The organism is Luteibacter sp. UNCMF331Sha3.1, from assembly GCF_900109915.1.
Lineage (GTDB): Bacteria > Pseudomonadota > Gammaproteobacteria > Xanthomonadales > Rhodanobacteraceae > Luteibacter.
Genome location: NZ_FOBU01000001.1, coordinates 547,704 through 569,756, shown reverse-complemented (window position 1 = coordinate 569,756; position 22,053 = coordinate 547,704). Strand labels below are relative to the sequence as shown.

At 67.1% G+C, this 22,053-nt stretch carries 24 protein-coding genes; 19 read left to right on the top strand and 5 right to left on the bottom strand.

Features of this window, described 5'->3' with window-relative positions:
* Positions 1-6 precede the first annotated feature (6 nt).
* The gene (locus tag BMX32_RS02450; protein WP_244511383.1) at positions 7-1,062 is read left to right on the top strand and encodes a TMEM43 family protein; all 1,056 of its coding nucleotides are present in this window, start codon (positions 7-9) and stop codon (positions 1,060-1,062) included.
* Between the two features lie 24 nt (positions 1,063-1,086).
* Positions 1,087-1,497: an MAPEG family protein gene (locus BMX32_RS02445; RefSeq protein WP_029214034.1), complete on the top strand. Its 411-nt coding sequence runs from the start codon at positions 1,087-1,089 to the stop codon at positions 1,495-1,497.
* A 4-nt stretch (positions 1,498-1,501) separates the two neighbouring features.
* Here BMX32_RS02445 and BMX32_RS02440 read toward each other — a convergent pair whose 3' ends face one another.
* The 5 genes from BMX32_RS02440 to BMX32_RS02420 form a co-directional block, all read right to left on the bottom strand.
* A complete protein-coding gene (locus BMX32_RS02440) occupies positions 1,502-2,782 on the bottom strand; it encodes an EAL and HDOD domain-containing protein (protein WP_089974205.1) in 1,281 nt (426 codons plus the stop codon).
* Positions 2,783-2,836: 54 nt separating this feature from the next.
* Positions 2,837-3,280: a flagella synthesis protein FlgN gene (locus BMX32_RS02435; protein ID WP_089974204.1), complete on the bottom strand. Its 444-nt coding sequence runs from the start codon at positions 3,278-3,280 to the stop codon at positions 2,837-2,839.
* Positions 3,277-3,585: a flagellar biosynthesis anti-sigma factor FlgM gene (gene flgM, locus BMX32_RS02430; RefSeq protein ID WP_089974203.1), complete on the bottom strand. Its 309-nt coding sequence runs from the start codon at positions 3,583-3,585 to the stop codon at positions 3,277-3,279. The genes BMX32_RS02435 and flgM overlap by 4 nt, the downstream gene beginning before the upstream one ends.
* A 106-nt stretch (positions 3,586-3,691) precedes the next feature.
* Positions 3,692-4,393 carry a flagellar basal body P-ring formation chaperone FlgA gene (gene flgA, locus BMX32_RS02425; RefSeq protein ID WP_089974202.1) on the bottom strand — a complete coding sequence of 234 codons (702 nt, stop codon included), beginning with the start codon at positions 4,391-4,393 and terminating at the stop codon, positions 3,692-3,694.
* Positions 4,390-5,754, bottom strand: coding sequence for a methyl-accepting chemotaxis protein (locus tag BMX32_RS02420; protein WP_211664166.1), 1,365 nt, complete (start codon positions 5,752-5,754; stop codon positions 4,390-4,392). The genes flgA and BMX32_RS02420 overlap by 4 nt, the downstream gene beginning before the upstream one ends.
* Positions 5,755-5,851: 97 nt before the next feature.
* Here BMX32_RS02420 and BMX32_RS02415 point away from each other — a divergent pair, with 97 nt between their 5' ends.
* The 17 genes from BMX32_RS02415 to BMX32_RS02335 all read left to right on the top strand — a co-directional run bounded on the left by BMX32_RS02415 (position 5,852) and on the right by BMX32_RS02335 (position 21,955).
* Positions 5,852-6,769: a chemotaxis protein gene (locus tag BMX32_RS02415; protein WP_089974200.1), complete on the top strand. Its 918-nt coding sequence runs from the start codon at positions 5,852-5,854 to the stop codon at positions 6,767-6,769.
* A 182-nt stretch (positions 6,770-6,951) separates the two neighbouring features.
* Positions 6,952-7,371 (top strand): flagellar basal body rod protein FlgB, encoded by a 420-nt coding sequence (gene flgB, locus BMX32_RS02410; RefSeq protein WP_089974199.1) that lies wholly within the window; start codon positions 6,952-6,954, stop codon positions 7,369-7,371.
* Positions 7,368-7,781 (top strand): flagellar basal body rod protein FlgC, encoded by a 414-nt coding sequence (gene flgC, locus BMX32_RS02405; RefSeq protein WP_089974198.1) that lies wholly within the window; start codon positions 7,368-7,370, stop codon positions 7,779-7,781. The genes flgB and flgC overlap by 4 nt, the downstream gene beginning before the upstream one ends.
* Positions 7,782-7,790: 9 nt before the next feature.
* Positions 7,791-8,435, top strand: coding sequence for a flagellar hook assembly protein FlgD (locus BMX32_RS02400; RefSeq protein ID WP_089974197.1), 645 nt, complete (start codon positions 7,791-7,793; stop codon positions 8,433-8,435).
* Positions 8,436-8,455: 20 nt separating this feature from the next.
* Positions 8,456-9,682 carry a flagellar hook protein FlgE gene (flgE, locus tag BMX32_RS02395; RefSeq protein ID WP_089974196.1) on the top strand — a complete coding sequence of 409 codons (1,227 nt, stop codon included), beginning with the start codon at positions 8,456-8,458 and terminating at the stop codon, positions 9,680-9,682.
* A gap of 57 nt (positions 9,683-9,739) precedes the next feature.
* Complete coding sequence (gene flgF / locus BMX32_RS02390) at positions 9,740-10,480, top strand: flagellar basal-body rod protein FlgF (RefSeq protein ID WP_089974195.1); 741 nt, start codon at positions 9,740-9,742, stop codon at positions 10,478-10,480.
* A 62-nt stretch (positions 10,481-10,542) separates the two neighbouring features.
* Positions 10,543-11,328, top strand: a complete 786-nt coding sequence (gene flgG / locus BMX32_RS02385) for a flagellar basal-body rod protein FlgG (protein WP_089974194.1) — start codon at positions 10,543-10,545, stop codon at positions 11,326-11,328.
* Between the two features lie 8 nt (positions 11,329-11,336).
* Positions 11,337-12,017 (top strand): flagellar basal body L-ring protein FlgH, encoded by a 681-nt coding sequence (flgH, locus tag BMX32_RS02380; RefSeq protein WP_089974193.1) that lies wholly within the window; start codon positions 11,337-11,339, stop codon positions 12,015-12,017.
* Between the two features lie 8 nt (positions 12,018-12,025).
* Positions 12,026-13,141 (top strand): flagellar basal body P-ring protein FlgI, encoded by a 1,116-nt coding sequence (locus tag BMX32_RS02375; protein ID WP_089976842.1) that lies wholly within the window; start codon positions 12,026-12,028, stop codon positions 13,139-13,141.
* A gap of 1 nt (position 13,142) precedes the next feature.
* Entirely contained in the window at positions 13,143-14,144 is a 1,002-nt protein-coding gene (gene flgJ / locus BMX32_RS02370) for a flagellar assembly peptidoglycan hydrolase FlgJ (protein WP_089974192.1), read from the top strand.
* Between the two features lie 35 nt (positions 14,145-14,179).
* Positions 14,180-16,054, top strand: a complete 1,875-nt coding sequence (flgK, locus tag BMX32_RS02365; protein WP_089974191.1) for a flagellar hook-associated protein FlgK — start codon at positions 14,180-14,182, stop codon at positions 16,052-16,054.
* Positions 16,055-16,056: 2 nt separating this feature from the next.
* Positions 16,057-17,253, top strand: coding sequence for a flagellar hook-associated protein FlgL (gene flgL / locus BMX32_RS02360; protein WP_089974190.1), 1,197 nt, complete (start codon positions 16,057-16,059; stop codon positions 17,251-17,253).
* 437 nt (positions 17,254-17,690) lie between these two features.
* Positions 17,691-19,124 (top strand): flagellin N-terminal helical domain-containing protein, encoded by a 1,434-nt coding sequence (locus tag BMX32_RS02355; RefSeq protein WP_089974189.1) that lies wholly within the window; start codon positions 17,691-17,693, stop codon positions 19,122-19,124.
* Between the two features lie 138 nt (positions 19,125-19,262).
* A complete protein-coding gene (fliD, locus tag BMX32_RS02350) occupies positions 19,263-20,630 on the top strand; it encodes a flagellar filament capping protein FliD (RefSeq protein WP_089974188.1) in 1,368 nt (455 codons plus the stop codon).
* 12 nt (positions 20,631-20,642) lie between these two features.
* Positions 20,643-21,059 carry a flagellar export chaperone FliS gene (gene fliS, locus BMX32_RS02345; RefSeq protein ID WP_089974187.1) on the top strand — a complete coding sequence of 139 codons (417 nt, stop codon included), beginning with the start codon at positions 20,643-20,645 and terminating at the stop codon, positions 21,057-21,059.
* Positions 21,056-21,349 (top strand): flagellar protein FliT, encoded by a 294-nt coding sequence (locus tag BMX32_RS02340; RefSeq protein ID WP_089974186.1) that lies wholly within the window; start codon positions 21,056-21,058, stop codon positions 21,347-21,349. The genes fliS and BMX32_RS02340 overlap by 4 nt, the downstream gene beginning before the upstream one ends.
* A gap of 24 nt (positions 21,350-21,373) precedes the next feature.
* Positions 21,374-21,955, top strand: coding sequence for a PilZ domain-containing protein (locus BMX32_RS02335; RefSeq protein WP_089974185.1), 582 nt, complete (start codon positions 21,374-21,376; stop codon positions 21,953-21,955).
* The last annotated feature ends 98 nt before the right edge of the window (positions 21,956-22,053 follow it).

Here is a 22,053-nt window from a genome sequence, read left to right as displayed (position 1 = left end):
GGCAGGATGACGTCGACGTACAGGGTGAAGCAGGGCGGCATGGGCTGGGGCTCGCGCATCGCGGGTGCCGTGCTGTTGCTCGCGGGGCTGGGTCTGATCGCGTGGAACGAGCGCAGGGTGATGGACTACGGCGCGGCGATGACGCGTCACGGCGCCCCCGTGCTCGATCTCGGCGACGCCGGTCGGCCCGCGGCGGGCCAGTACGGCTCGGTGACCCGTGTCAGCGGCATCCCGCAGATCGTCGACGCGCCCAGGGATCCCGAGTTCAACGTGCGCGCGAACTCGCCGATCCTCATCCGTCACGTGGAGATGTTCCAGTGGCGCGAGATCACGGTCGGTGGCGCCACGCATTACGAACTCGACTGGGTCGATCGGCCCATCGACGCGTCGTCGTTCGCGAAGCCGGCGGGCCATGTGAACCCGGGGGCCTTCCCGATCCAGGGCCGTCAGTTCGAAGCGGGCGAAGTGAAGCTCGGTAACTTCAGGCTGGGCGAAGCCATCCTGCGCGCCTTTCCGGGGCGCACCAGCGTCGCGCCCAACGAGAAGGGCATGCCGCCCAACCTCGCCGCGACGTTCCAGCGCGTCGACGACGCGCTGGTCACCAGCGCGAAGTCGGCGCACCCGCGGCTCGGCGATCTCCGCGTGAGCTGGGAAGGCGTGCCGATACAGTCGATGACCGTCGTCGCCCGCATCGACGGCGATACGCTCGTTCCCGCGCCGCCCAAGGCGGGCGATCCCGGGTTCGAAGTGCAGGTGGGCGATCGCAGCCTGCTCGAGGTCATTCCGGCGTTGCCCGAGCCCCCGCAGGCCGTACTTCTGTTGCGCGGACTGGCGTTCGTGCTGGCGATCGTCGGCTCTTCGCTGCTCGCACTGACGAGCCGCATGGAGCGCGATCTCCTGTTCGCGATCGGCATCGGCGCGGTCGTGGTGTCGGCCGTGGCGGGTGTGATGTGGCTTGCTGGCGACGCCATGGCGGCGAGCGTATGGTTACTCGTGGCCGTGCTCGGTGCCGGCCTGGCGATCTGGCGCGTGCAGCAGCGCACGGCGACCAGGGCGATCTGAACCCGCAACAGGGAGGAATGGCGCATGCGCATCACGGGACTCTACGCGGCCTTGCTGGCCTTGATCACGCTGGCGCTGGCCGTGCGCGTGATGTTGTTGCGCAAGCGAACCGGTATCGGTCTGGGCGACGGCGGCGATCGCGACGTGGCATGTGCCGTGCGCAGCCACGGCAACGCGGCGGAGTACATACCGCTCGCACTGATACTGCTGCTGATCCTCGAACTCAACCAGACGCTGCCGCTTCTGCTGCATGTGTTCGGCATCGCTCTGCTCGTGGCGCGCCTCGCGCACGCGTTCGGCTTGTCGCGGTCACCCGCCTATTCGGCGGGCCGCGCCATCGGCGCGGCCCTCAGCCTGATCGTCATCGCGGCGATGGCGTTGATGCTCATCTGGCAGTATCTGGTGATCCACCTGATCGCGCCGTCGCTGGTCTGAGCCCTCAGGCTTCCGCGGTGGCCGTCGCCGTGCCGTCGGCGAACGCGTAGACGTGATCGGCCCAGTCGGTGGCCTCCACGTAGATGGTCGCCATCGTGTTCACGTGCTGCTCGCGCAACGAGCTGTCGCTCTCCAGTTCGCCCTGTTCCCAGTGGCGGACCTGATCGAGGATCGTGGCGAACGGACCCGTGCCGTCGAGCAGCGCCTCGCGGATCTCGATCGCGAGGGGCAGGTGCTCCAGCACGTACGACATCGAGACGTTCATGAGCGTGTCGAGCAGCGAGAACAGGCCGGCGGTGAACGCCATCTCCTGCAGCTCGGGCTTGATCGCCCGCGCCAGCTTCTCGCACATGTGCGCCCGGATCAGTGCCAGACGCAGGAGCTCCGGCGGCCGTTCGTCCATGCCGGACACGGCCATGGTGAAGATCCAGTTGCGCATGCGGTTGACGCCGAAGAACACCGCGGCCTGTTCCACCGACTTCAGCTGGCGAGGCAGGGCGAAATACGCCGAGTTGACGCAGCCGAGCAGCTTGTAACTGAGGATGGCGTCGTCGCGGATGATCTTGCCGAGCTCGACGGGGCCGTTCTCGGGATCCTGCAACGCGCCCATCAGGCGCAGCACGCCGAGCTTGCTCGGGGTAAGGCGCGGCATGTCGACGCGTTCCGGCCGCAGCAGGTACTTGCCCTGGAAGCCGTCGATGTCCTGGTCGGCATAGTCGACGAAGGTTTCGTGCGAGTCGATGCCGGTGACGATCACCTTGACACCGAAAGCGTGGACGTAGTCCATGTGTGCGCGCGCGGCCACGGGGTGGCGGTGATCGACGGCGATCTTGGCGAACTGCACGATGCGTAGCAGGGCGTCGACGCCGGCGCGCTGTTCGGGATCCGCGGGAAGCGTGAAGTCCTCCAGCATGAACAGGCAGCCGTGGCTCTTCAGTTCGCGCAGCTTGAGGAGCAGATCCTCGTTCGTGCCGACGTCGGCACTGATGCTGGCGCCGAGGCGCGCGTTATGGCGAAGGATGTCGGCGTGCTGCACGAGCAGCTCGGTCGACATGTGCAGGAACGCGCGGTTGTCGCGCACGAGGCGCTTGAGGCTACCGTCCGCGATCGCGCTCAGCGTGGCCTGCGTATGCGCAAGCGACGCGGCGTCGATGTCGGTGCCGATGGGGCGCGGAAAGAGCAGCTCGTAAGCGAAGAGCGACTGCTTCTTGTCGAGGATGGGGACACGGACGATCGGAAGGATGCCGTCGTCGTTCACCGCGGTCGGCTGGGGAGATACTGCCATTGCTTCCTTCTTGCGCCGTCTGGGGTGAGCTCTATTGTCGTCGTTCGGTGAAGATCAAACCTGTGCAAGGGTCGCGGAACGGAGGTTTATCTTCGCGACCCCGTTGCGGCCGTAGGTCGAGCCACCGGGCGAATCGCCCGAGATCAGCGACAGCGCGTGGCGCACGTGGCTGATCCGCTGGCCGACGATGCGGCCGTTGGTTTCATTGAGTTGCCTGCATTCGCGAAGGCGATCGAAGACGTGCGTCCAGCGTGGGTCGGCGAAGGCGTCCACGCGCGCGGCATCGCCGAGCTGGCGCAGTTCGACGTCGAGTGCCTCGACGCGGTCGATCAGGTCGCCCTTGGCGCGGCCGACGTCTTCCAGCGGTTGCGGATCGGGATTGTCGAGCGCGAGGCGTTCTTCAATCAGGCATGCGTGCAGGGCGTCGATGCCGCGCGCCAGGTCGCCCATCACGGCGACCAGCGCGGCGTCGAAGTCGGCGCCCGGCGCGGCACTCATGCCTTGCCGCCACCCATGACGCCTTCCATCGCCAGAAACTTGCTGGCGATGGCCTGTGCGTCGGGCTTGTACGTGCCGTCGGCGAGGCGGGCGCGGATCTCGTCCACGCGCTTCGTGTCGATGCCTTCGCCGCGGCTGGCGGCGTCGAGCGCTTTCGCCGAATCGGTAAGGCTGATGCTGTCGTCGCTCGGACGAACCGTGGCGGTGCCCTGCGCGGAACCGGCGGCACCGGCCGCGGGGTTCTGGGTGCGCAGCTGCACCTGGGGCTGGGGAGCCTGGATGCCGGGTTTGATCGTCGTCGTCATGCGTGGTTACCTCGGAGCGTGTGTTCCGTCAGACCCTTTATCGGCGGCCTGTCGGCGAACTTTAACCGGCACGGCGCCGGGGAGTGTGACCGGGTTGGGATTTCATTCATGGCAGCACCGCCACGGTCCCGGGACCGCTCACGATGGCGTCCAGCACCTTGCCGGAGGACGCGTTGCGTACTTTCAGCCGGGTGCCCGTATCGCCGGCGCCCATCGCCACGCCTTCGGCGCGGATGGTGACGCCGTCGACCGAGGCTTCCATGCTCACGGCGTCGCCGATGCGCACGGCCTGGCGGCCGGCGAGCATCCCGGGCGTGAGCACGGTGCCCGCGTTGAGCGGTCGGGCGAGCGCGCGGCCGCGGATCTGGTCGAGGCTGGCGACATAGCCGTAGGCGAGGCTGGCCACGTCGCGTTCCTCCGTGTGCACGTCGGACGCGCCGGGACCGTCGCCGCGCGCCAGCGGCCGGCTCGTGACCAGCACGTTGGCGAACATCTGCACCTTCACCGGCACCCGTACCGTCCAGCCGCCCGGGACGGGGCAGCGGACCGTGACGCTGACACGGGCGCCCAGCGGACGATTGCCGGGCAGGGAGGCTTCCAGCGGTGCCGCGCAGTCGGCGAGGTGCAGGCGGCTGTCGAGTTGGCCGGCTTCGGTGGTCATGCGCGCGCCCGGCAGCGTGCGGTGCTGCTGGAGCCAGTCCACCGCCAGCGTGCGCACGGCGTCGAGCGACTGCGTGGCCGCCGCGGGAAGCGGACAGATCAGCAGCGCCGACAACGCGCCCACGGTGGCGAGGACGCGCTGGATCACGCCGCGCGCTCCGCGAGCGACACCGAAAGGCCCTGGGCGATGGCGTCGAGTTCGCGCGTGAGGCCCGGCAGCATGTGGCCGGCATCCGCGTGGCGGCCTTCGCCGAGCGTGATGGCGTATTGCGAGGCGAGCACGGAGAACCGTTCGCCCGCGCTGCGAACCGCGTCGGCGGTGCCATCGGGGCGTAGCGCGCGCAGCTGATCGATGCAGCGCATCAGCGGCGTGGTATCCAGCCAGCGGCGATCGAGGCCCGACGGGTCGCGCGATGCCAGTTCGAGCGCGTAGCGCAGCCCCTGGCTGGCTTCGCGGATCATCTGGCTGAGGCTGGCGGCGTCGAGGTTGCCCTCGGTCTCCAGGCGAGCGAGGCCGAGGCGATGCGCGAGGACGGCGGCGCGCGCGGCGGCGTCGGCCTGGCGGCGGGCTTCGTTGGTGACGCGACCGAGGGACGCCTGCGTGGCCTGGATGGCGGCGACGCGGCCGGTCATGGCGGCCATGCCTTCGCGCGCGGCTTCGAGGCTGCCCCGGGCGCCGCGGACGGCGTCGTCGACGCGACCGAGCGATGCCTGCATGCCGGCGATGCCGGTCTGGGACTGGTCGAGGCGACGCAGGCTCGTCTGCACGGCGTCGTCGAGATGGCCGGAGAATTCGCCGACCGCCTGCGTGACCTGATCGATCTCCGCCGTGGCCTGCGTGGTCTTCTCGGCGAGCTGCTTCACCTCGTCGGCCACCACGGCGAAGCCGCGGCCGGCTTCGCCGGCACGGGCGGCTTCGATCGCGGCGTTGAGCGCGACGAGGTTCGTCTGGTGGGCGATGTCCTGCACGCTCGCCGTCAGCTTGCGGATGGACGTGAAGTATTCGGAGAACTGCGCGTGGTTGCGGCTCATGCCCGAGAGGGCGCTGCGCAGCAGGCGCAGCTGGCCGTCGAGTTCGGCGGAAGTGGCCTGGCCCTGGCTGCCTGCTTCGGCCATGCCGGCGACGCCCGCGTGGGCCTGATCGAGCGCCGTCGAAATCCTGGCGCCCGCTTCCGTCAAACGACCGGCGGTGTCGCGAGCGCCTTCGACGGCGGTGCCGAGCTCCTGCAGCGTGGCGCCGAGGGCCTGGGCGTTCGTCAGCGTCATGCCCTGCTGTTCGATCGCCTGGATGGTGGTGGCCGCGACGGTGCGCGGCGCGGCGGGCTTCAGCAGCGGGCCCAGCGCGCTGGCGGCCGCCGGATACTGGGCGGAGAGCGCACGCACACGCGCGGCGTCGCCGCTGGCGGCTGCGTGGGCAAGGAGACGTACGTGCTGGCTCCAGAGGAGGGTCATGAGTTCGCTTTCGCTGTTCGGAAGGTCGTCCCAGTAGATCGGTCGGGGACGTGACATCTTGAGTGCATGCAATCCACATGCCATGGCGCGGCTACAGGAAACGCCGGCGGCGCCGATACGCTCAGCGACCCCTACCGCAGACTCACGCGCAGCCATGGCCCGACCGCTCCTCGACACCGTCGAAACCTTCACCCGCCTGGCCGGGCACAACCGTGTCGCCATGCTGCTGTTCCGCCTGGGCGACCGCCAGGGCTTCGGCATCAACGTCTTCAAGGTGCGGGAGGTGCTGCGCCGCCCACGCCTCGAGCGGATGCCGAGCATGCATGCGCTCGTGTCCGGCAGCTTCGACTACCGCGGCCAGACCATCCCCGTCGTCGACCTGGCCGCCGCCATGGGCTACCCGCCGCTGGCGGGCGTGGACTCCGCGCACCTGATCGTCACGGAGTTCAACCGGTCGGTGCAGGGCTTCCTCGTCTCCGACGTCGACCGCATCGTGCACATCGATGGCGCCAACATGACGGCGCCCCCGCCGGCGCTGGGCTACGGTGCCCGCGTCAACGCCGTGACGCGCCTCGACGGCGACCTCCTCGCGGTGGTCGATGTCGAGCAGGTGCTCGCGAGCGTCGACCCGCAGGCGGTCGAGCTTTCCGACCGCATCCAGCACGCCGCCCAGGTACAGCACGCGCGTAACCGGCGGCTGCTCGTGGTGGACGATTCGCTCGTGGCGCGTACCCAGCTGGTGGATCTGTTCCGCAAGATGGACCTGGAATGCGTCGTGGCGAAGGACGGCAGCGAGGGCCTGGACGTGCTTCGCACGCTCACGATGGGTCCGGTCGACGAGCGCGTGGCCCTGGTGGTCTCGGACATCGAGATGCCTCTCATGGACGGCTACGCCCTCACGCGCGCCATCCGCGAGGATGCCAGTCTCCGTCACCTGAAGGTCGTGCTGCACAGCTCCCTCAGTGGCGTTTTCAACGAGGCCATGGTGGATCGCGTGGGCGCCGATCGCTTCATCGCCAAGTTCCAGCCCGACATCCTGGCGACCGCCGTTCTCGAGCTGTTGCCCGCCTGAGTCGCGGCGACGGGGCGCCGTCGCCGGTCGGCCAGCGACGCGTCGGAATTCCGGCGCACACGTCCCCGGATGTGTTTCCGACCTCCCGAAAATGGCGCTGCGGCGCCATTTTTCGTGTGCATGCCTGGCATGGCACGCGACTTGCTCCAGCCCCTTCGCCAAGGTCACGAGGGGCGACACCCATGCTCGACAAACCCGATTCACTGTTCGGCGTCCACGCGCAGGCCCTGGGCCTGTGGCAGCGCCGTGCCGAGGTGATTTCGTCGAACCTCGCCAACGCCGACACGCCTGGATTCATGGCGCGCGACCTCGATTTCCGCAAGGCGATGGCCGCCGCCACGGGCGCCGTCGAGGGCAGCACATTGCCGATGACCGCGACCTCGTCCGGCCACATCGGCGGTAACGCGGCCCAGGCGCTCGCCGACGCGGACCGGATGGCATACCGCGTCGAGACCCAGCCCACGATGGACGGCAACACGGTCGACACGCAGGTCGAGCAGGCCCAGTTCGCGGCCAACGCGATCCACTACCAGGCCTCGCTCGGCTTCATCAACGGCCAGATCCACACCATGCGTCTGGCGATCACGGGGAGCGGCGGATGAGCCTGATCAAGATTTTCGACGTTGCCGGGTCCGGCATGGCCGCGCAGTCGGCGCGCCTGAACACCACCGCGAGCAACATGGCGAACGCCGACAGCGTCGCCAGCAGCGAGGCCGCCGCGTACCACGCGAAGCAGCCCCTGTTCTCGGCCGTGCAGCAGCAGGTCAACGGCCAGATGGAAAACGCCGGCGTGCGCACGATGGGCATCACCGAGAGTCAGGCGCCGGTGCAGTCGCGCTACGAGCCATCCAATCCGCTCGCCGACGACACCGGCTACGTCTATTCGAGCAACGTCAACCCGGTCGACGAGCTGGTCAACATGATCTCCGCGTCGCGCTCCTACCAGAACAACGTCGAAGTCATGAACAGCGCCAAGCAGCTCATGCAGAAGACGCTCGAACTCGGCAAGTAAGGACATCCCATGGCAGTCGATTCCGTCAACGGCAGCTCGACGAACCAGTCGTCGTCCAGCCAGCTGCAGCAGCAGACACTGAGTCAGTCGGATTTCCTGAAGCTCATGGTCACGCAGATGACCAACCAGGATCCGACCAAGCCGATGGACTCCACGCAGATGGTGGCCCAGATGGCGCAGTTCTCGCAGGTGGCGGCCACGCAGCAGTTGCAGCAGTCGTTCGACTCGCTCGCCACGAATCTCAGCGGCGACCAGTTCGTGCGCGCCGCGGGCCTCGTCGGCACCGAAGTGCTGGTGCCCTCGAAGGCCGGCAAGCTCGACGACGGCAAGCTCGGCGGCGCCGTCAACGTCGGTACGTCTGGCACCTACGTGAATGTCACCATCAAGGATCAGGCGGGCAACGTGGTGCGCACGTTGTCGCTCGGGCAGCCCGACGCCGGCCTGGTCAAGTTCGACTGGGACGGCAAATCCGACGACGGCACCCAACTGGGCGACGGCGTCTACCAGATGTCCGCTACTTCCGGCGGAACCGCGATCGACACGTTCGTTCGCGGCAAGGTGGAAGGCGTCGGTGCTTCCGGCACCGATGGCACGTACCTGCAGGTGGCCGGCTACGGCGGCGCCCTGCTCAGTCAGATCGCGCAAATCCTGTAAGTACAGCGAGGAAATCCACCATGCCTTTCGATATCGCCCTCAGCGGCATCAACGCGGCCTCCGCCGACCTCGAGGTCACCGCGAACAACATCGCCAACGTGAACACGGTGGGCTTCAAGGGCTCGCGCGCCGAGTTCTCGCAGGTCTACTCGGTCGCCGGACAGAACCTTTCGGCCAACGCGGCCGGCAGCGGCGTCCGTCTCACCAACATCGCCCAGCAGTTCAGCGACGGCAACAACACGCAGACGGGCAATTCGTACGACTTCGCCCTGAGCGGCGCGGGCTTCTTCACGATCCGTGACGGTGCCGGCTATTCGTACACGCGCGCCGGCAATTTCCATCCGGACGACCAGGGCAACATCGTCACCGCCACCGGCCAGTACGTGCAGGCCTATCCGCCGACCGCATCGGGCGGCTTCGACATCAGCTCGCTGTCCGATCTGAAGATCACGACCGGCACCAGCCCGGCCAAGGCCGTGTCCAACGTGACGCTGACCGCGAACCTCTCGTCGAGCGCCACGGCACCGACGGGCGGCGCGTTCGATCCGACGAACGACAAGACCTACAACTACCTCTCGACGTTCCAGGCGTACGACTCGCTGGGCGCCACGCACACCACCAACGTGTACTACGTGAAGGACGCGACCAACCCGAACGCGTGGAACGCGTACATGACGGTGGACGGCCAGCAGGTGGGCGCGGCCCAGCCGATCGCCTTCAGCTCCGGCGGCGCGCTGACCGCGCCGGTGGGCGGCAAGCTCAACTTCGGCCAGGTGTCGCCGAATCCGGGCGCTGCCCCGCTCGACATCACGGTCGACATCAACAAGGTCACGCAGTTCGGCGACAACTACGCCACCACGGCGGCGCCGACCGACGGTTACCCGGCCGGCAAGTTCTCGAAGATCGACGTCGCGAAGGACGGCACGGTGTCGGCGATCTTCTCCAACGGCGTGACCAAGCCGCTGGGCCAGCTGGCCATCGCCACGTTCGCGAACAACCAGGGCCTGCGTCAGCTCAACGACACCAACTGGGTGCCGTCGACCGAGTCGGGCCAGCCCATCCGTGGCGTCGCCAACTCGGGCGACGTCGGCACGGTGGTCGCCGGTTCGCTGGAATCGTCGAACACGGCCGACCTCACGGCCCAGCTGGTCAACATGATCAAGGCGCAGCGCAACTACCAGGCGAACGCGCAGGTCATCTCGACCGACGACAAGCTGACCCAGACCATCATCAACATCCGCAACTAAGCGTGACGGCGGGCGCGGCCCTCGCCGCGCCCGCCGCCAGCCGACAAGGATCCCGCCATGGACCGCTCCGTATACGTCGCCATGACCGGCGCCTCGCAGATCATGCGCGCGCAGGCCGAGGTGGCGCACAACCTGGCCAATGCCAACACCACCGGCTTCAAGGCAGAGCTGTCGGCGTTCCAGAGCGTGCCCGTGCAGGGCGATGGCCTGCAGACGCGCATCAACGGCGTCGCGCAGGGCACGGGCTGGGACACCACCCAGGGCACCCAGACGCAGACCGGCAACGATCTCGACGTGTCGGTGCAGGGCAACGGCTGGATCGCCGTGCAGACGCCCGATGGCGTGGAGGGATACACCCGCGCCGGCAACCTGCGCATCGACTCCGAGGGTCTGCTGACCGACGCGCGCGGAAACGCCGTGCTGGGCGGCGGCGGTCCGATCACGATCCCGCAGGCTTCCAGCGTGAAGATCGGCGCGGACGGCACGATTTCGGTCGTGCCTCTGGGTGAGTCGCCGGCCACGATCGCCACGACCGACCGCATCAAGCTCGTCAACCCCGGCAACGATCAGCTGAGCCTGGCCTCCGACGGCCTCATGCACATGAAGGACGGCACGCAGGCGCCCGCCGACGCGAACGTGAAGGTCGTCTCCGGCGCGATCGAGGCCAGCAACGTCAACCCGTCCGACGTGCTCGTGAAGATGATTTCGCTCTCCCGCGAGTTCGAAATGCAGGTGCGTTCGATCAAGACCGCCGACGAAAACGCGCAGTCGGCATCGAAATTGCTACAGGTGGGGTAACCACCGCGCGGTGACGGAAAGCCGTCGCCGCCACGTCAAGCGCTCACGCGCAGGAGTCAACGATGTTCACGTCCCTCTGGATCGCCAAGACCGGCCTCGACGCGCAGCAGACGCGCATGGATGTCGTGTCGAACAACCTGGCCAACACGAACACCACCGCGTTCAAGCGTTCGCGCGCGGAGTTCGAAGACCTGGCCTACCAGAACCGTGGACAGGCCGGCGCGCAGACGACCGAGCAGACGCAGTCGCCCACCGGCTTCATGATCGGAACGGGTGTGCGCGTGGTCGGCACACAGAAGATGTTCGAGCAGGGCGGCGTGCAGCAGTCGGAGAACCCGCTCGACATCCGCATCGACGGTCGTGGCTTCCTGCAGGTGACGATGCCGGACGGTACCGTCGGTTACTCGCGCGACGGCGGACTGAAGCGCGACCAGGACGGCCAGATCGTCACCAACGACGGTTACCCGCTGGAGCCGGCGATCACCATCCCGGCGAACGCCTCCACGATCAGCATCGGCAAGGACGGCACGGTGAGCGTCACCACCGCCGGAAGCGCGGCGTCGCAGCAGATCGGCACCATCCAGCTCGCCGACTTCGTCAATCCCGCCGGCCTCGAGCCGCGCGGCGACAACCTCTACCTCGAAACGGCCGCCAGTGGCGCGCCGCAGACGGGCACCGCCGGCCTCAACGGACTCGGCACCATCCAGCAGCACTCCCTCGAAACGTCGAACGTCAACGTGGTCGAGGAGATGGTGAACATGATCGAGACGCAGCGCGCCTACGAGATGAACTCGAAAGCCATCTCCGCCGCCGACCAGATGCTCCAGTTCATCTCCAACAAGACCTGAGACACGTCATGAATCGCTCCTTCGCCCGTTTGCTCGTCGCCATGCTGCCGCTCGCCACCCTCGGCGGCTGCGCCATCGTGCCGCCCACGCCGAAGCCGATGTACGCGGCCACGCTGCCCGTCGAGATGGCGCCGCAGGCCCAGGCCACGGGGTCGATCTACGCCGACCAGCAGTCGATGGAACTGTTCGCCGATCCGCGCGCGCATCGCGTCGGCGACATCCTGACGATCACGCTCGTCGAGGCGACGCAGGCCAGCAAGAAGGCCGCGACGAGCACGGCGAAGAAGAACGGCAACAACATCACGTCACCGACGATCCTTGGCCAGGGCCTACGCATCGGCGGCAACACGGCGAACAGCTCGCTCGCCAGCAACAACGCGTTCGACGGCGACGGCTCGTCGAGCCAGAGCAACCAGCTCACCGGCGAGATCACGGTCACCGTCGCGCAGCGCCTGTCCAACGGCGCGCTGGTGGTGCGCGGCGAAAAGTGGCTCACGATCAACCAGGGCGAAGAGCTGGTGCGCATCTCCGGCATCGTGCGCCCGCAGGACATCGGCAACGACAACATCGTCGCGTCGAGCCGCGTCGCCGACGCGCGTATCGAATACGTGGGCAAGGGCACGCTCGCCGACGCGAACACGCGTGGCTGGCTCTCGCGCTTCTTCGACTCCAAATGGATGCCGTTCTGATGAGCGCCATGCATCGCCTCCGCGGCATCGTCCGCACCGCCGCCGCCGTGCTGGCGCTCGGCGCCATCGTCCCCGCGCACGCCGACCGCATCCGCGACCTCGTGCAGGTGGGCGGGGTGCGCAGCAACCAGCTCATCGGCTACGGCCTCGTCGTCGGTCTCGACGGTAGCGGCGACCAGACGAGCCAGGCGCCCTTCACCACGCAGAGCCTGGAAAACATGCTCCAGCAGTTCGGCGTCAACGTGCCGGCGAACGTGCGTCCGCAGCTGAAGAACGCCGCCGCCGTGACGATCACGGCCGAGCTGCCGCCTTTCGCCAAGCCGGGCCAGCGCATCGACGTGACGGTGGCTTCGATCGGCAACGCCAAGAGCATCCGCGGCGGCGAGCTGCTCATGTCGCCCCTCAAAGGCGCCGACGGGCAGGTCTACGCGATCGCGCAGGGCAGCGTCGTGGTCGGCGGCGTGAGCGCGCAGGGCAAGAGTGGCTCCAGCGTGCAGGTGAATATCTCCGCGAGCGGCCGCATTCCGGGCGGCGCGAGCATCGAGCGCAGCGTCGCCACGTCGTTCGACAAGGGCGGCGACCTCATGCTCAACCTCAACACCGCCGACTTCACCACCGCCGCGCGCATCGCGCAGGCCGTGAACCAGAGCTTCGGCGCGGGTACGGCCAACGCGATCGATTCAGGCTCGGTCGCCGTCCGCGCACCGATGGATCCCTCGCAGCGCGTGTCGTGGCTGTCGACCATCCAGGCCATCGAAGTGACGCCGGGCGACGCGCCCGCGCGCATCATCGTGAATTCGCGCACCGGCACCGTCGTGATCGGTTCCGACGTGAAGGTGGGGGCCGCGGCTGTCGCGCACGGCGCCATCCAAGTCACCATCAGCGAGCAGCCACAGGTGAGCCAGCCGGCGCCGTTCAGTCGCGGCCAGACGGCCGTCGTGCCGAGCAGCCAAGTGGCCGTGAGCGAGGAAGGCGGCCACATGTTCAAGTTCGGCCCGGGCACCAGCCTCGACGCCATCGTGCGCGCGGTGAATCAGGTCGGCGCGTCGCCGAGCGACCTCATCTCCATCCTGCAGGCGCTGAAGCAGTCCGGCGCGCTGCATGCCGAACTCGTGGTGATCTGACATGGCGATCACGGTCGACAACCAGCGTCTTGGCACCTACACGGACATGTCCGCGTTCGCCGGCCTGCGTTCGGCCGCGCAGCAGGACTCGAAGACGGCGCTCCCGGTCGTCGCGAAGCAGTTCGAATCGATCTTCACCCAGATGATGCTGAAGTCCATGCGCGACGCCAGCGCCGCCATGGGCGACGACATCATGGGCTCGCAGGCCGGCACGGCGTACCGCGACATGTTCGATCACCAGCTGTCGCTGACCCTGTCGCAGGGCAAGGGCATCGGCATCGCCGACATGCTCATCCGCCAGCTGGGGGGCGGCACGCCGAAAGGCGATGCGTCCGCCGACCTCTTCGCGGGCGTCACTGGCGACGCAAGCACGGCCGCCGTGGTGTCTTCGCCCTCGGATCAGGAAAGCGGCCTCATGGACTCGCTCGAGCGCATGTTCGGCCGGGCCGGACGCGCTGTCGGCGACGGTGCCAACGCCGTGGCGGGCGCGGTCGGCAAGCTCACGGTGTCCAGTCCGGAAGAATTCGTGCAGAAGCTCGCGCCGCACGCCATCGAAGCGGCGAAGAAGCTCGGCGTGTCCGTGCGCGCGCTGCTGGCGCAGGCCGCGCTAGAAACCGGCTGGGGCAAGCACATGCCCCAGCAGGGCAGCACCACGAGCTTCAACATGTTCGGTATCAAGGCCGGCAGCAGCTGGGACGGCAAGCGCGTCAACGTGCCGACCCTCGAATACGAAGGTGGCGTGGCGGTACGCAAGAAGGACAGCTTCCGCGCCTACGATTCGCCGTCCGAGTCCTTCCAGGATTACGCCGACATGGTTTCCAGCAGCCCGCGTTACGCCGCCGCCGTCGGGCGCGGCGACGACGTGGCCGGCTTCGCGCACGCGCTGGTGAAGGGCGGTTACGCCACCGATCCCAGCTATGCGAAGAAGCTCACCGATATCGCCAATGGACCGGTCATGAAGCAGGCGCTCGCGGCGATCGAACGACTCGCCGAAGCGCTCTGACCAACGACCGCCGGGTACACGAAAGGACAACGACGATGGCCGACCTGCTCTCCACCGGAATCTCGGGCCTGCTTGCCTCGCAAGTAGGTCTTTCGACCGTCGGGCACAACATCAGCAACGTCAACACCGCGGGTTACACGCGGCAGACGACGACGTTCAACGCCCGCTCGCCGCAGTTCAACGGCGGCTTCTACGTAGGGCAGGGCGCCGACGCGGTCAGCGTCCAGCGCGCCTACAGCCAGTTCCTTACGCAGACGGTGTGGTCGGCCAACTCCGGGCAGAGCCGTGCGTTGCAGTACGCCGGCCTGACGGCGGCGACCAACAACGCGGTCAGTGGCTCGGCCAATCTGCAGAGCGCGCTCGACGGCTTCTTCGGCGCGGTCAGCGACGTCGCGAACGCACCGGTGGATACCGCGAGCCGCCAGGCGCTGATCGGCAAGGCCAGCACGCTGGTGTCGACTTTCCGGTCGCTGTCGTCGCAGTTCCAGCAGATCGACACCCAGACCAACCAGGAGATCAGCAACTCCGTCGACAAGATCAACAGCCTGGCGAAGAGCATCGCGGACCTCAACGGCGAGATCCAGCGTGCGTCGGTCGGCGGCGCGGTGCCCAACGACCTGCTCGACGCACGCGATCAGGCGATCTCCCAGCTGTCGCAGATCGTTGGCGTCAACGTCAGCCAGGGCAGCGGAAACATGGTCACCGTCTCGGTGGGCAACGGCCAGCCGCTCGTCAACGGTACCGACGCGACGAAGCTCGCGACGGCATTCAACCAGTACGATTCGTCGCGTCTCGAAGTGGTCGGGCCCTCGGGTTCGGTGATCAGCGGGCAGCTCGGCTCCGGCTCGCTCGGCGCGACCTTCGACTTCCGCACGAACGTGCTCGACCCGGCACGAAATCAGCTCGGCCGCGCCGCGATCGCGATGACCGACGCATTCAACAAGCAGCACGCGCAAGGCATCGACCTCAATGGCGACGCGGGTGGCAAATTCTTCGACATCGCCGATCCGGCGGTGCTGAACAGCTCGTCGAACAAGGGCACCGCCGCGGTCTCCGCCAAGGTGACCGATGTCGGCAAGCTCGGCGCGGCCGACTACATCATGCGGTTCGACGGCACCAAGTGGAACGTGACCACGACGGCCGGCGTCACCGTGCCGTCGACCGGCACGGGCGCCGCGGGCGACCCGATCCTGATCGACGGCCTCGCCATCACCGTGCCGTCCGGCACGCCGCAGACGGGCGACAGTTTCCAGATCCAGCCCACGCGGAATGCGGCCTCCACGATCAGCGTGGCGGTCAGCGACACGAGCAAGATCGCCGCGTCCGGTCCGCTCGCCGCCACCAAGGCCGCGGGCAACACGGGCAAGGCGACGCTGGGCAACCTGAAGATCACGGATACCGCGGATCCCGACTTCAACAAGCCGGTCAACATCGTCTTTACCTCACCCACCACGTACACCGTGGATGGCGGTCCGCCGCAGACCTATGCCGACGGGGACACGATCACGGGCAACGGGTGGACGCTAAAGCTTTCGGGTATCCCCGCCGCTAACGATACGTTTACCGTGAAGCCGGCGGGTTCGGCCAGCGGCGACAACGGCAACGCGCTCGCGCTGGCCGATGTCGCCAACAAGGGCGTGCTCGACAACGGCATCACGACCGTCGGCAAGTCGTACAGCCAGCTGATCGCGCAGGTCGGCACGGCGGGCGCGCAGGCGAACACGGCGCTCGACGCACAGCAGAGCATCCTCAACCAGGCCATGGCCTCGCAGCAGAGTCTCTCGGGAGTGAACATGGACGAAGAAGCCTCCAATCTGCTGCGGTTCCAGCAGGCCTATGCGGCGTCGGCGCAGGTGATCAATGCCGCCAACACCATCTTCGATTCGCTCATGAGCGCGGTGCGAGGCTGATCATGCGTATTTCCACGTCCTGGGGTCAGCAGCAGGCCGTCAACACGATGCTCGACCGGCAGTACCAGCTGTCGCAGACGCAGCTCGCACTGGGCAACGGCAAGGCGATCCAGTCGCCGTCGGACAACCCCGCCGCGGCGGCGCGCGCCGTCGATACCAGCTCGGCCAGCGCGCAGAACGACCAGTACACGCGCAACATCCAGTCGGCGACGACACGCCTTTCGAACGAGGAGCAGGCGCTCTCGTCCGCCGGCGATATCCTCGACCGGATCCGCTCCATCACGCTCGAGGGCATGAACGGCACGCAGACCGACGAGTCGCGGCAGTCCATCGCCACCGAACTACGCCAGACGCTGAAACAGCTCGTCGCGCTCGCCAACGCGAAGGACGGGCAGGGCGAGTACATTTTTGCCGGCAGCCGCACCACGACGCAGCCGTTCACGATCGACGGCATGACCGTCACCTATGGCGGCGACCAGACACAGCGGATGGTCGCGGCCGCCGCTGGGCTCCAGGTGGCGACGGGTGATAGCGGAGCGGACGTCTTCATGGCGATCCGCGGCGGCAACGGCACGTTCGTGACGTCGGCCGGTGCGGCGAATACCGGGTCCGCCGTCGTGGGTGCGACGTCGGTGACCGACGCGTCCGCATGGGATGGCGGTAACTATACGATCACGTTCACGTCGCCCACGGATTACGAGATCCGCGACGCGGCGAACCCGACGGCGCCGCCGATCTCCACCGGCACGTACACCGGCGAGACGGGCACCATCAACTTCAAGGGCGCGCAGCTCAACATCACCGGCAAGCCGGCCCTGGGGGACACGTTCGCGGTCGGCCCGTCGTCGTCGCAGGACGTCTTCTCGAGCATCGCCGGAATCATCAACGCGTTCGAAGCGCCTGGCGGTGGTGCGCCGATGAACAACAAGGTCAACGCGCAGCTGCTGAATCTCGATCAGGCGTCCACGAGCTTCCTCAATACACGTACGAAGATCGGCGCCCGCATGAACACGCTCGATCAGCAGACGGAGATCGGCGCCGACGTGAAACTGCAGTATCAGTCGACGCTGTCGAACCTCACCGAACTCGATTACGCGAGCGCCGCGAGCACGTTCTCGCAGCAGTCGGCCGCATTGAATGCCGCCCAGCAGGCCTTCGTGAAGATGCAGAACCTGACGCTGTTCAACTATCTCAAATAACGACGAGTCTCCACGCACATCCATCGCGTGTTCAAAGGCGGCCTCCGGGCCGCCTTTTTTTGTGCCCGCTTCCAGAAGCCAGCTCTTGGGTGGGAGCGCGCTCGCGCGCGATGGGTGCTCGCGGCAAGTACCCACCGCGCGCGAGCGCGCTCCCACAGACGGTTTGCAAGAAAGATTTCCGAAACCGCGCCATCTTTCCGACGGAAAAGCGCTAAACCCGGCGCGCATGGTGCCGATAAGAATCCCTGACAGCGGCCGGCACGGGCTCCGGGACGGCGCGCTGATCAGGAAGTTGTTGACAGTTGCAAAAAGTCCTCAAGTTTCTTCCCGGCGTGCCGTAAACCTCTCTGAGGCGGAAGGCTTTCCTAACGGAACCCCGCCGGACTACGCCGCATATCAATCCGGCATTTCGGTTCCGCTTACCAAGGATCAATCCCATGGCTCTGACCATCAACACCAACATCATGTCGCTGAATGCTCAGCGTAACCTGAGCACGTCGCAGACGAAGCTGTCGTCGGCCATTGCCCGTCTCTCGTCGGGTAACCGCATCAACAGCGCGAAGGACGACGCCGCCGGCCTCGCCATTTCGACCCGCTTCACCACGCAGATCAACGGCCTCAACCGCGCCGTGCAGAACGCCAACGACGGTATCTCGCTCTCGCAGACCACCGAGTCGGCCCTCGACGAAGTCACGAACAACCTGCAGCGCATCCGCGAGCTGGCCGTGCAGTCGACCAACGCTTCCAACTCCCCGAGCGACCGCGAAGCGCTGGACGCCGAAGTGCAGCAGCGTCTGTCGGAAGTCACGCGTATCGCCACGCAGACCAACTTCAACGGCATGAAGGTCCTCGACGGTTCGGCCAAGCAGCTCAGCTTCCAGGTCGGCGCGAACGTCGGTGAAGTCATCACCGTCGGCCTCGACAAGGGCATGAAGGCCAACCAGGTCGGCCAGCTCGCTTCGGTCAGCGCCACCCCGACGGGTCTGGGCGGCGTCAAGGTTGCTGCTGGCGACATCACGATCAAGGTCGGCACCGCTACCGCCGTCAACGTCGCCGCTGGCACGTACACCTCCGCCGCCGACCTGGCCAAGGCCATCAATGACAAGGCCGGCGCGGGCTTCGCCTCGGTCGACGCGACCTCGGGCGAACTGAAGTTCTCGAACGCGTCGACGACCGACGCCATCGTGATCGGCGGCGCGGGTGCCACGGCACTCGGCTTCGCCCAGACCGTCGCCGTCGGCACGGCGGGTACCCCGACGGCCGGTACGGACTCCACGAAGGTCGCCGATGCTTACAAGCCTGTCACGCTCGCCGCTGGCGACATGTCGATCTCGGTCGGCGGTGGCAAGTCGTTCGACATCACGGGCACGTTCAAGAGCACGCAGGACGTCGCCGACGCGATCAACGCGCACACCGGTGAAGGCGTCAGCGCGTACGTCGCCACCGACGGCTCGCTGAAGATGACCTCGTCGCAGTCGCTCACCGTGACCGCCGGCGCCACCAGCCCCGCCGTCACCAAGCTCGGCTTCACCGCCGGCACCACGGGCGTCAGCGCCAGCACGCTCGCCGATTCCAGCATCAAGTCGGTCGATGGCGCCAACGAGACGATCAACCGCGTCGACGCCGCCCTCCAGTCGATCTCGAGCCTCCGCTCGGACCTCGGCGCGGTGCAGAACCGCTTCGAGTCCACGATCTCGAACCTGCAGAACATCTCGCAGAACCTGACCTCGTCGAAGTCGGCCATCACCGACGCCGACTTCGCTCAGGAAACGGCGAACATGTCCTCGGCTCAGATCCTGCAGCAGGCCGGCGTCTCGGTCCTCGCCCAGGCGAACCAGAGCCAGCAGATCGTCCAGAAGCTCCTCCAGTAACAGGATGGGCTTGGCCCGGCCCCGGGTGACCGGGGCTTGGCAGGGTAATTGCTTAATTGTCACGGCTGGCTCTCGCAAGGGGGCCAGCCGTCGACAAATTGGCGCCCAGGGCAGTGAGGCGTCCCCCAGGAGAGCTTCATGGCGACCAGCCCAGTTAGCATCGGATCCAGCTCGATCGACGTCGCGTCGATCGTTACCAATCTCGTCGCCAACAAGCGCAAGGCGCAGGACGAGAAGTTCGCCGACGTCAAACAGGCGAACACCACCCAGATTTCGGCCGTCGGCAATTTCACCTCGTCGCTGACGAGCCTGCAGAGCGCGATCAAGGCGCTGACCGACGGCACGGCGTTCAAGACGCAGAAAGTCAGCGTCGGCGAAAGCAAGGCGTTGACGGCCACCGTCGATGCCACGGCGCAACCCAACACGTACAAGATCCGTGTCGAGGCCCTCGCCGCCGCGCAGAAGACCACGTCGACGGCGTTCGCGAGCAGCAAACTGCCGATCGGCACGGGCAACGTCACGATCTCGATCGGCGACAAGTCGATGAGCCTCGACGTCACGGCGGACGCGAACTCCCTCGAGAGCGTACGCGACGCCATCAACAAGGCGAAGGACAATCCCGGCGTCACGGCCAGCATCGTGACGGGTACGGATGGTGCGCACCTCGTCCTCACCTCGGTCTCGACGGGCAAGGACAACGCCTTCACGGTGAAGACCAGCGGCGGCGACGGCAATCTGGCGCGGCTCGACTTCGATCCGGCGACGGATACCGCGCAGACGCCGGCTCAGGATGCGGTGTTCTACGTCGACGACGTGAGGGCCACCAGCGCCTCGAACACGGCGACTTCCGCGATCGACGGGGTCACGCTGTCGCTGACGACCGTCACGCCGGCGGACACACCCACCGTCCTGACCATCGTCAACGACCCAAGCGCGGTCAACACCGCCCTGAACTCGCTGGTCACCTCATACAACGCGTTCATCTCCACGTACAAGCAGCTCACGAAGTACGACGAACAGAACCAGCAGGTCGGTGCTCTCATCGGCGATGCCACCGTCAACTCGATCAAGAGCCAGATCGGTACGCTGCTGGGTTCGCAGTCCACCGGAAACGCCGTGGGCGCACGCTCGCTGAGCGACCTCGGCGTGGCCTTCCAGACCGACGGCACGCTGAAACTCGACAGCACCAAGCTCACCAAGGTGCTGGCGAACAGCCCGAAGGACGTGCAGAACCTGCTCAGTGGCGACAACGGCCTCGCGCCGAAGCTCGACAAGCTGATCACGGGCTGGACGGCGAAGGACGGGATCCTGACGCAACGGTCGGCCAATCTGCAGCAGAAGACCAAGGATATCCAGAAGGACATGGATGCCTTCGAGGTCAAGATGAAGGACTACGGCGACCGTCTGACGAAGCAGTACGCGGCCCTCGACGCGATGATGACCAAGCTCGCCGGCACCAGCAGTTACCTCCAGCAGCAGTTCGACGCCCTGACGGCGAGCAAGTAACGGGACACAGACATGGCACTCGGATATTCCCAGGGCGCAGGCGCCTATCAGCAGATCCGCACGCAGGGCGGCCTCGAAACGGCCGACCCGCATGGTCTCGTCACCATGCTCATGGACGGCGCGCTCGAGCGCATCCGCCTGGCGCAGGCGTGCATCGCCACCGGCAACGTCGCGTCCAAGGGCGAGGCGATCTCCCGGGCCATCGAGATCGTCGGTGCCCTGCAGTCGGGGCTGAACCACGACGTCGACACGCCCCTGGTCGCCCAGCTCGACGGCCTCTACGATTACATGAGCCGCCGCCTGCTGCACGCCAACCTGCACAACGACGCCGACGCCCTCGACGAAGTCACCCGCCTGCTCGGTCAGGTGCGCGAGAGCTGGGTGGCGATTCCGGTCGAAGCACGACAGGTGGCCGGAGCCGGCGCATGACCGACGTCTGGTGCGACCTCCCGCGCGCGCTGGCCCTGACGGAATCCATGCACGCCGCGGCCAGCGACTCCCGCTGGGAAGACCTGGCGGAGCTCGAGGCCGAGCGCGACCCGGTGCTGCACACCGGTACGATGCGCCCGGCGCCGGAGACCCTGGAGTCGCTGAAGTCCATCATGCTGCTCGACGGGCTGATCAAGGATCTCGTTTCCGTGGCCCGCGACGAAGCCGCGGTCGCCTGGGAGGCGTCGCGTCGCGTGCGTCGCGCCGTGGCCGCGTATAGTTCGTTCTGACGGTATCTCGCGGGGGCAGGGCGTATGAGCGACGAGGGCTGGACCGCTTTTTCCGACAGGGTGGCCTGGGACGCGGTATTCCACGCGACCTGCGACACTGTTGCACGCCCCGACCCCTCGGCCCTCGCCCTGATCAACGACCGTAACGCCAGTGTGCTGGTCGCGGTCTCCGCCCTGATGGACCGCCGCAGCGATACCGCCGAGGACGACAACGCCCTCACCCAGGAAGTGGCCCGGCTCGACGCCAAGCTCAACGTCCTGATGGAGATCGTGAATCGCCTGCTGCTGCCCCAGGCGGGCCTCCCACCCCGCGTCGCTCTCCGTTTCAATGCGGCCGGTGCCGTCCTGCCCTGGAGTGGTCTGCCGGCCGTGGGCCAGCCCGTTCTGCTCAAGATCCACTTCGACGTCTGCCGCGCCCTGCCGCTCGAATTGCCGGGTGTCCGCACGGCAGGCCCCTCGGATGGCAAGGGCTTCATCGCCTTCGAGGGGCTGACCGAGGCCGTTCGTGACGGCATCGAGCGTCTCGTCTTCCGCCAGCATCGTCGCCAGATCGCCGAGGCGCGTGCGCATTTTCGGCCGTCGGAAGGCGCGTCCGAGACCATGTGACCTTTTACGTCACGTGACGTAGGAACGTCGCGTGGCGTCCCGCGTCACATTCGTGACGCCTGTCGTCACGCTTGACGCCCTGAACCTTCACCTTCGCG

Bases quoted from the DNA above. Each gene is read 5' to 3' on its own strand.
- BMX32_RS02335 (WP_089974185.1), top strand. From the start codon at position 21,374: ATGAGCGACGAGGGCTGGACCGCTTTTTCCGACAGGGTGGCCTGGGAC.
- flgE (WP_089974196.1), top strand. From the start codon at position 8,456: ATGCCTTTCGATATCGCCCTCAGCGGCATCAACGCGGCCTCCGCCGAC.
- BMX32_RS02400 (WP_089974197.1), top strand. From the start codon at position 7,791: ATGGCAGTCGATTCCGTCAACGGCAGCTCGACGAACCAGTCGTCGTCC.
- flgK (WP_089974191.1), top strand. From the start codon at position 14,180: ATGGCCGACCTGCTCTCCACCGGAATCTCGGGCCTGCTTGCCTCGCAA.
- flgJ (WP_089974192.1), top strand. From the start codon at position 13,143: ATGGCGATCACGGTCGACAACCAGCGTCTTGGCACCTACACGGACATG.
- flgC (WP_089974198.1), top strand. From the start codon at position 7,368: ATGAGCCTGATCAAGATTTTCGACGTTGCCGGGTCCGGCATGGCCGCG.
- flgH (WP_089974193.1), top strand. From the start codon at position 11,337: ATGAATCGCTCCTTCGCCCGTTTGCTCGTCGCCATGCTGCCGCTCGCC.
- flgB (WP_089974199.1), top strand. From the start codon at position 6,952: ATGCTCGACAAACCCGATTCACTGTTCGGCGTCCACGCGCAGGCCCTG.
- flgG (WP_089974194.1), top strand. From the start codon at position 10,543: ATGTTCACGTCCCTCTGGATCGCCAAGACCGGCCTCGACGCGCAGCAG.
- fliD (WP_089974188.1), top strand. From the start codon at position 19,263: ATGGCGACCAGCCCAGTTAGCATCGGATCCAGCTCGATCGACGTCGCG.
- fliS (WP_089974187.1), top strand. From the start codon at position 20,643: ATGGCACTCGGATATTCCCAGGGCGCAGGCGCCTATCAGCAGATCCGC.
- BMX32_RS02445 (WP_029214034.1), top strand. From the start codon at position 1,087: ATGCGCATCACGGGACTCTACGCGGCCTTGCTGGCCTTGATCACGCTG.
- flgM (WP_089974203.1), bottom strand. From the start codon at position 3,585: ATGACGACGACGATCAAACCCGGCATCCAGGCTCCCCAGCCCCAGGTG.
- flgL (WP_089974190.1), top strand. From the start codon at position 16,057: ATGCGTATTTCCACGTCCTGGGGTCAGCAGCAGGCCGTCAACACGATG.
- BMX32_RS02440 (WP_089974205.1), bottom strand. From the start codon at position 2,782: ATGGCAGTATCTCCCCAGCCGACCGCGGTGAACGACGACGGCATCCTT.
- flgF (WP_089974195.1), top strand. From the start codon at position 9,740: ATGGACCGCTCCGTATACGTCGCCATGACCGGCGCCTCGCAGATCATG.
- BMX32_RS02355 (WP_089974189.1), top strand. From the start codon at position 17,691: ATGGCTCTGACCATCAACACCAACATCATGTCGCTGAATGCTCAGCGT.
- BMX32_RS02340 (WP_089974186.1), top strand. From the start codon at position 21,056: ATGACCGACGTCTGGTGCGACCTCCCGCGCGCGCTGGCCCTGACGGAA.
- BMX32_RS02450 (WP_244511383.1), top strand. From the start codon at position 7: ATGACGTCGACGTACAGGGTGAAGCAGGGCGGCATGGGCTGGGGCTCG.
- BMX32_RS02420 (WP_211664166.1), bottom strand. From the start codon at position 5,754: ATGTCACGTCCCCGACCGATCTACTGGGACGACCTTCCGAACAGCGAA.
- BMX32_RS02435 (WP_089974204.1), bottom strand. From the start codon at position 3,280: ATGAGTGCCGCGCCGGGCGCCGACTTCGACGCCGCGCTGGTCGCCGTG.
- BMX32_RS02415 (WP_089974200.1), top strand. From the start codon at position 5,852: ATGGCCCGACCGCTCCTCGACACCGTCGAAACCTTCACCCGCCTGGCC.
- BMX32_RS02375 (WP_089976842.1), top strand. From the start codon at position 12,026: ATGCATCGCCTCCGCGGCATCGTCCGCACCGCCGCCGCCGTGCTGGCG.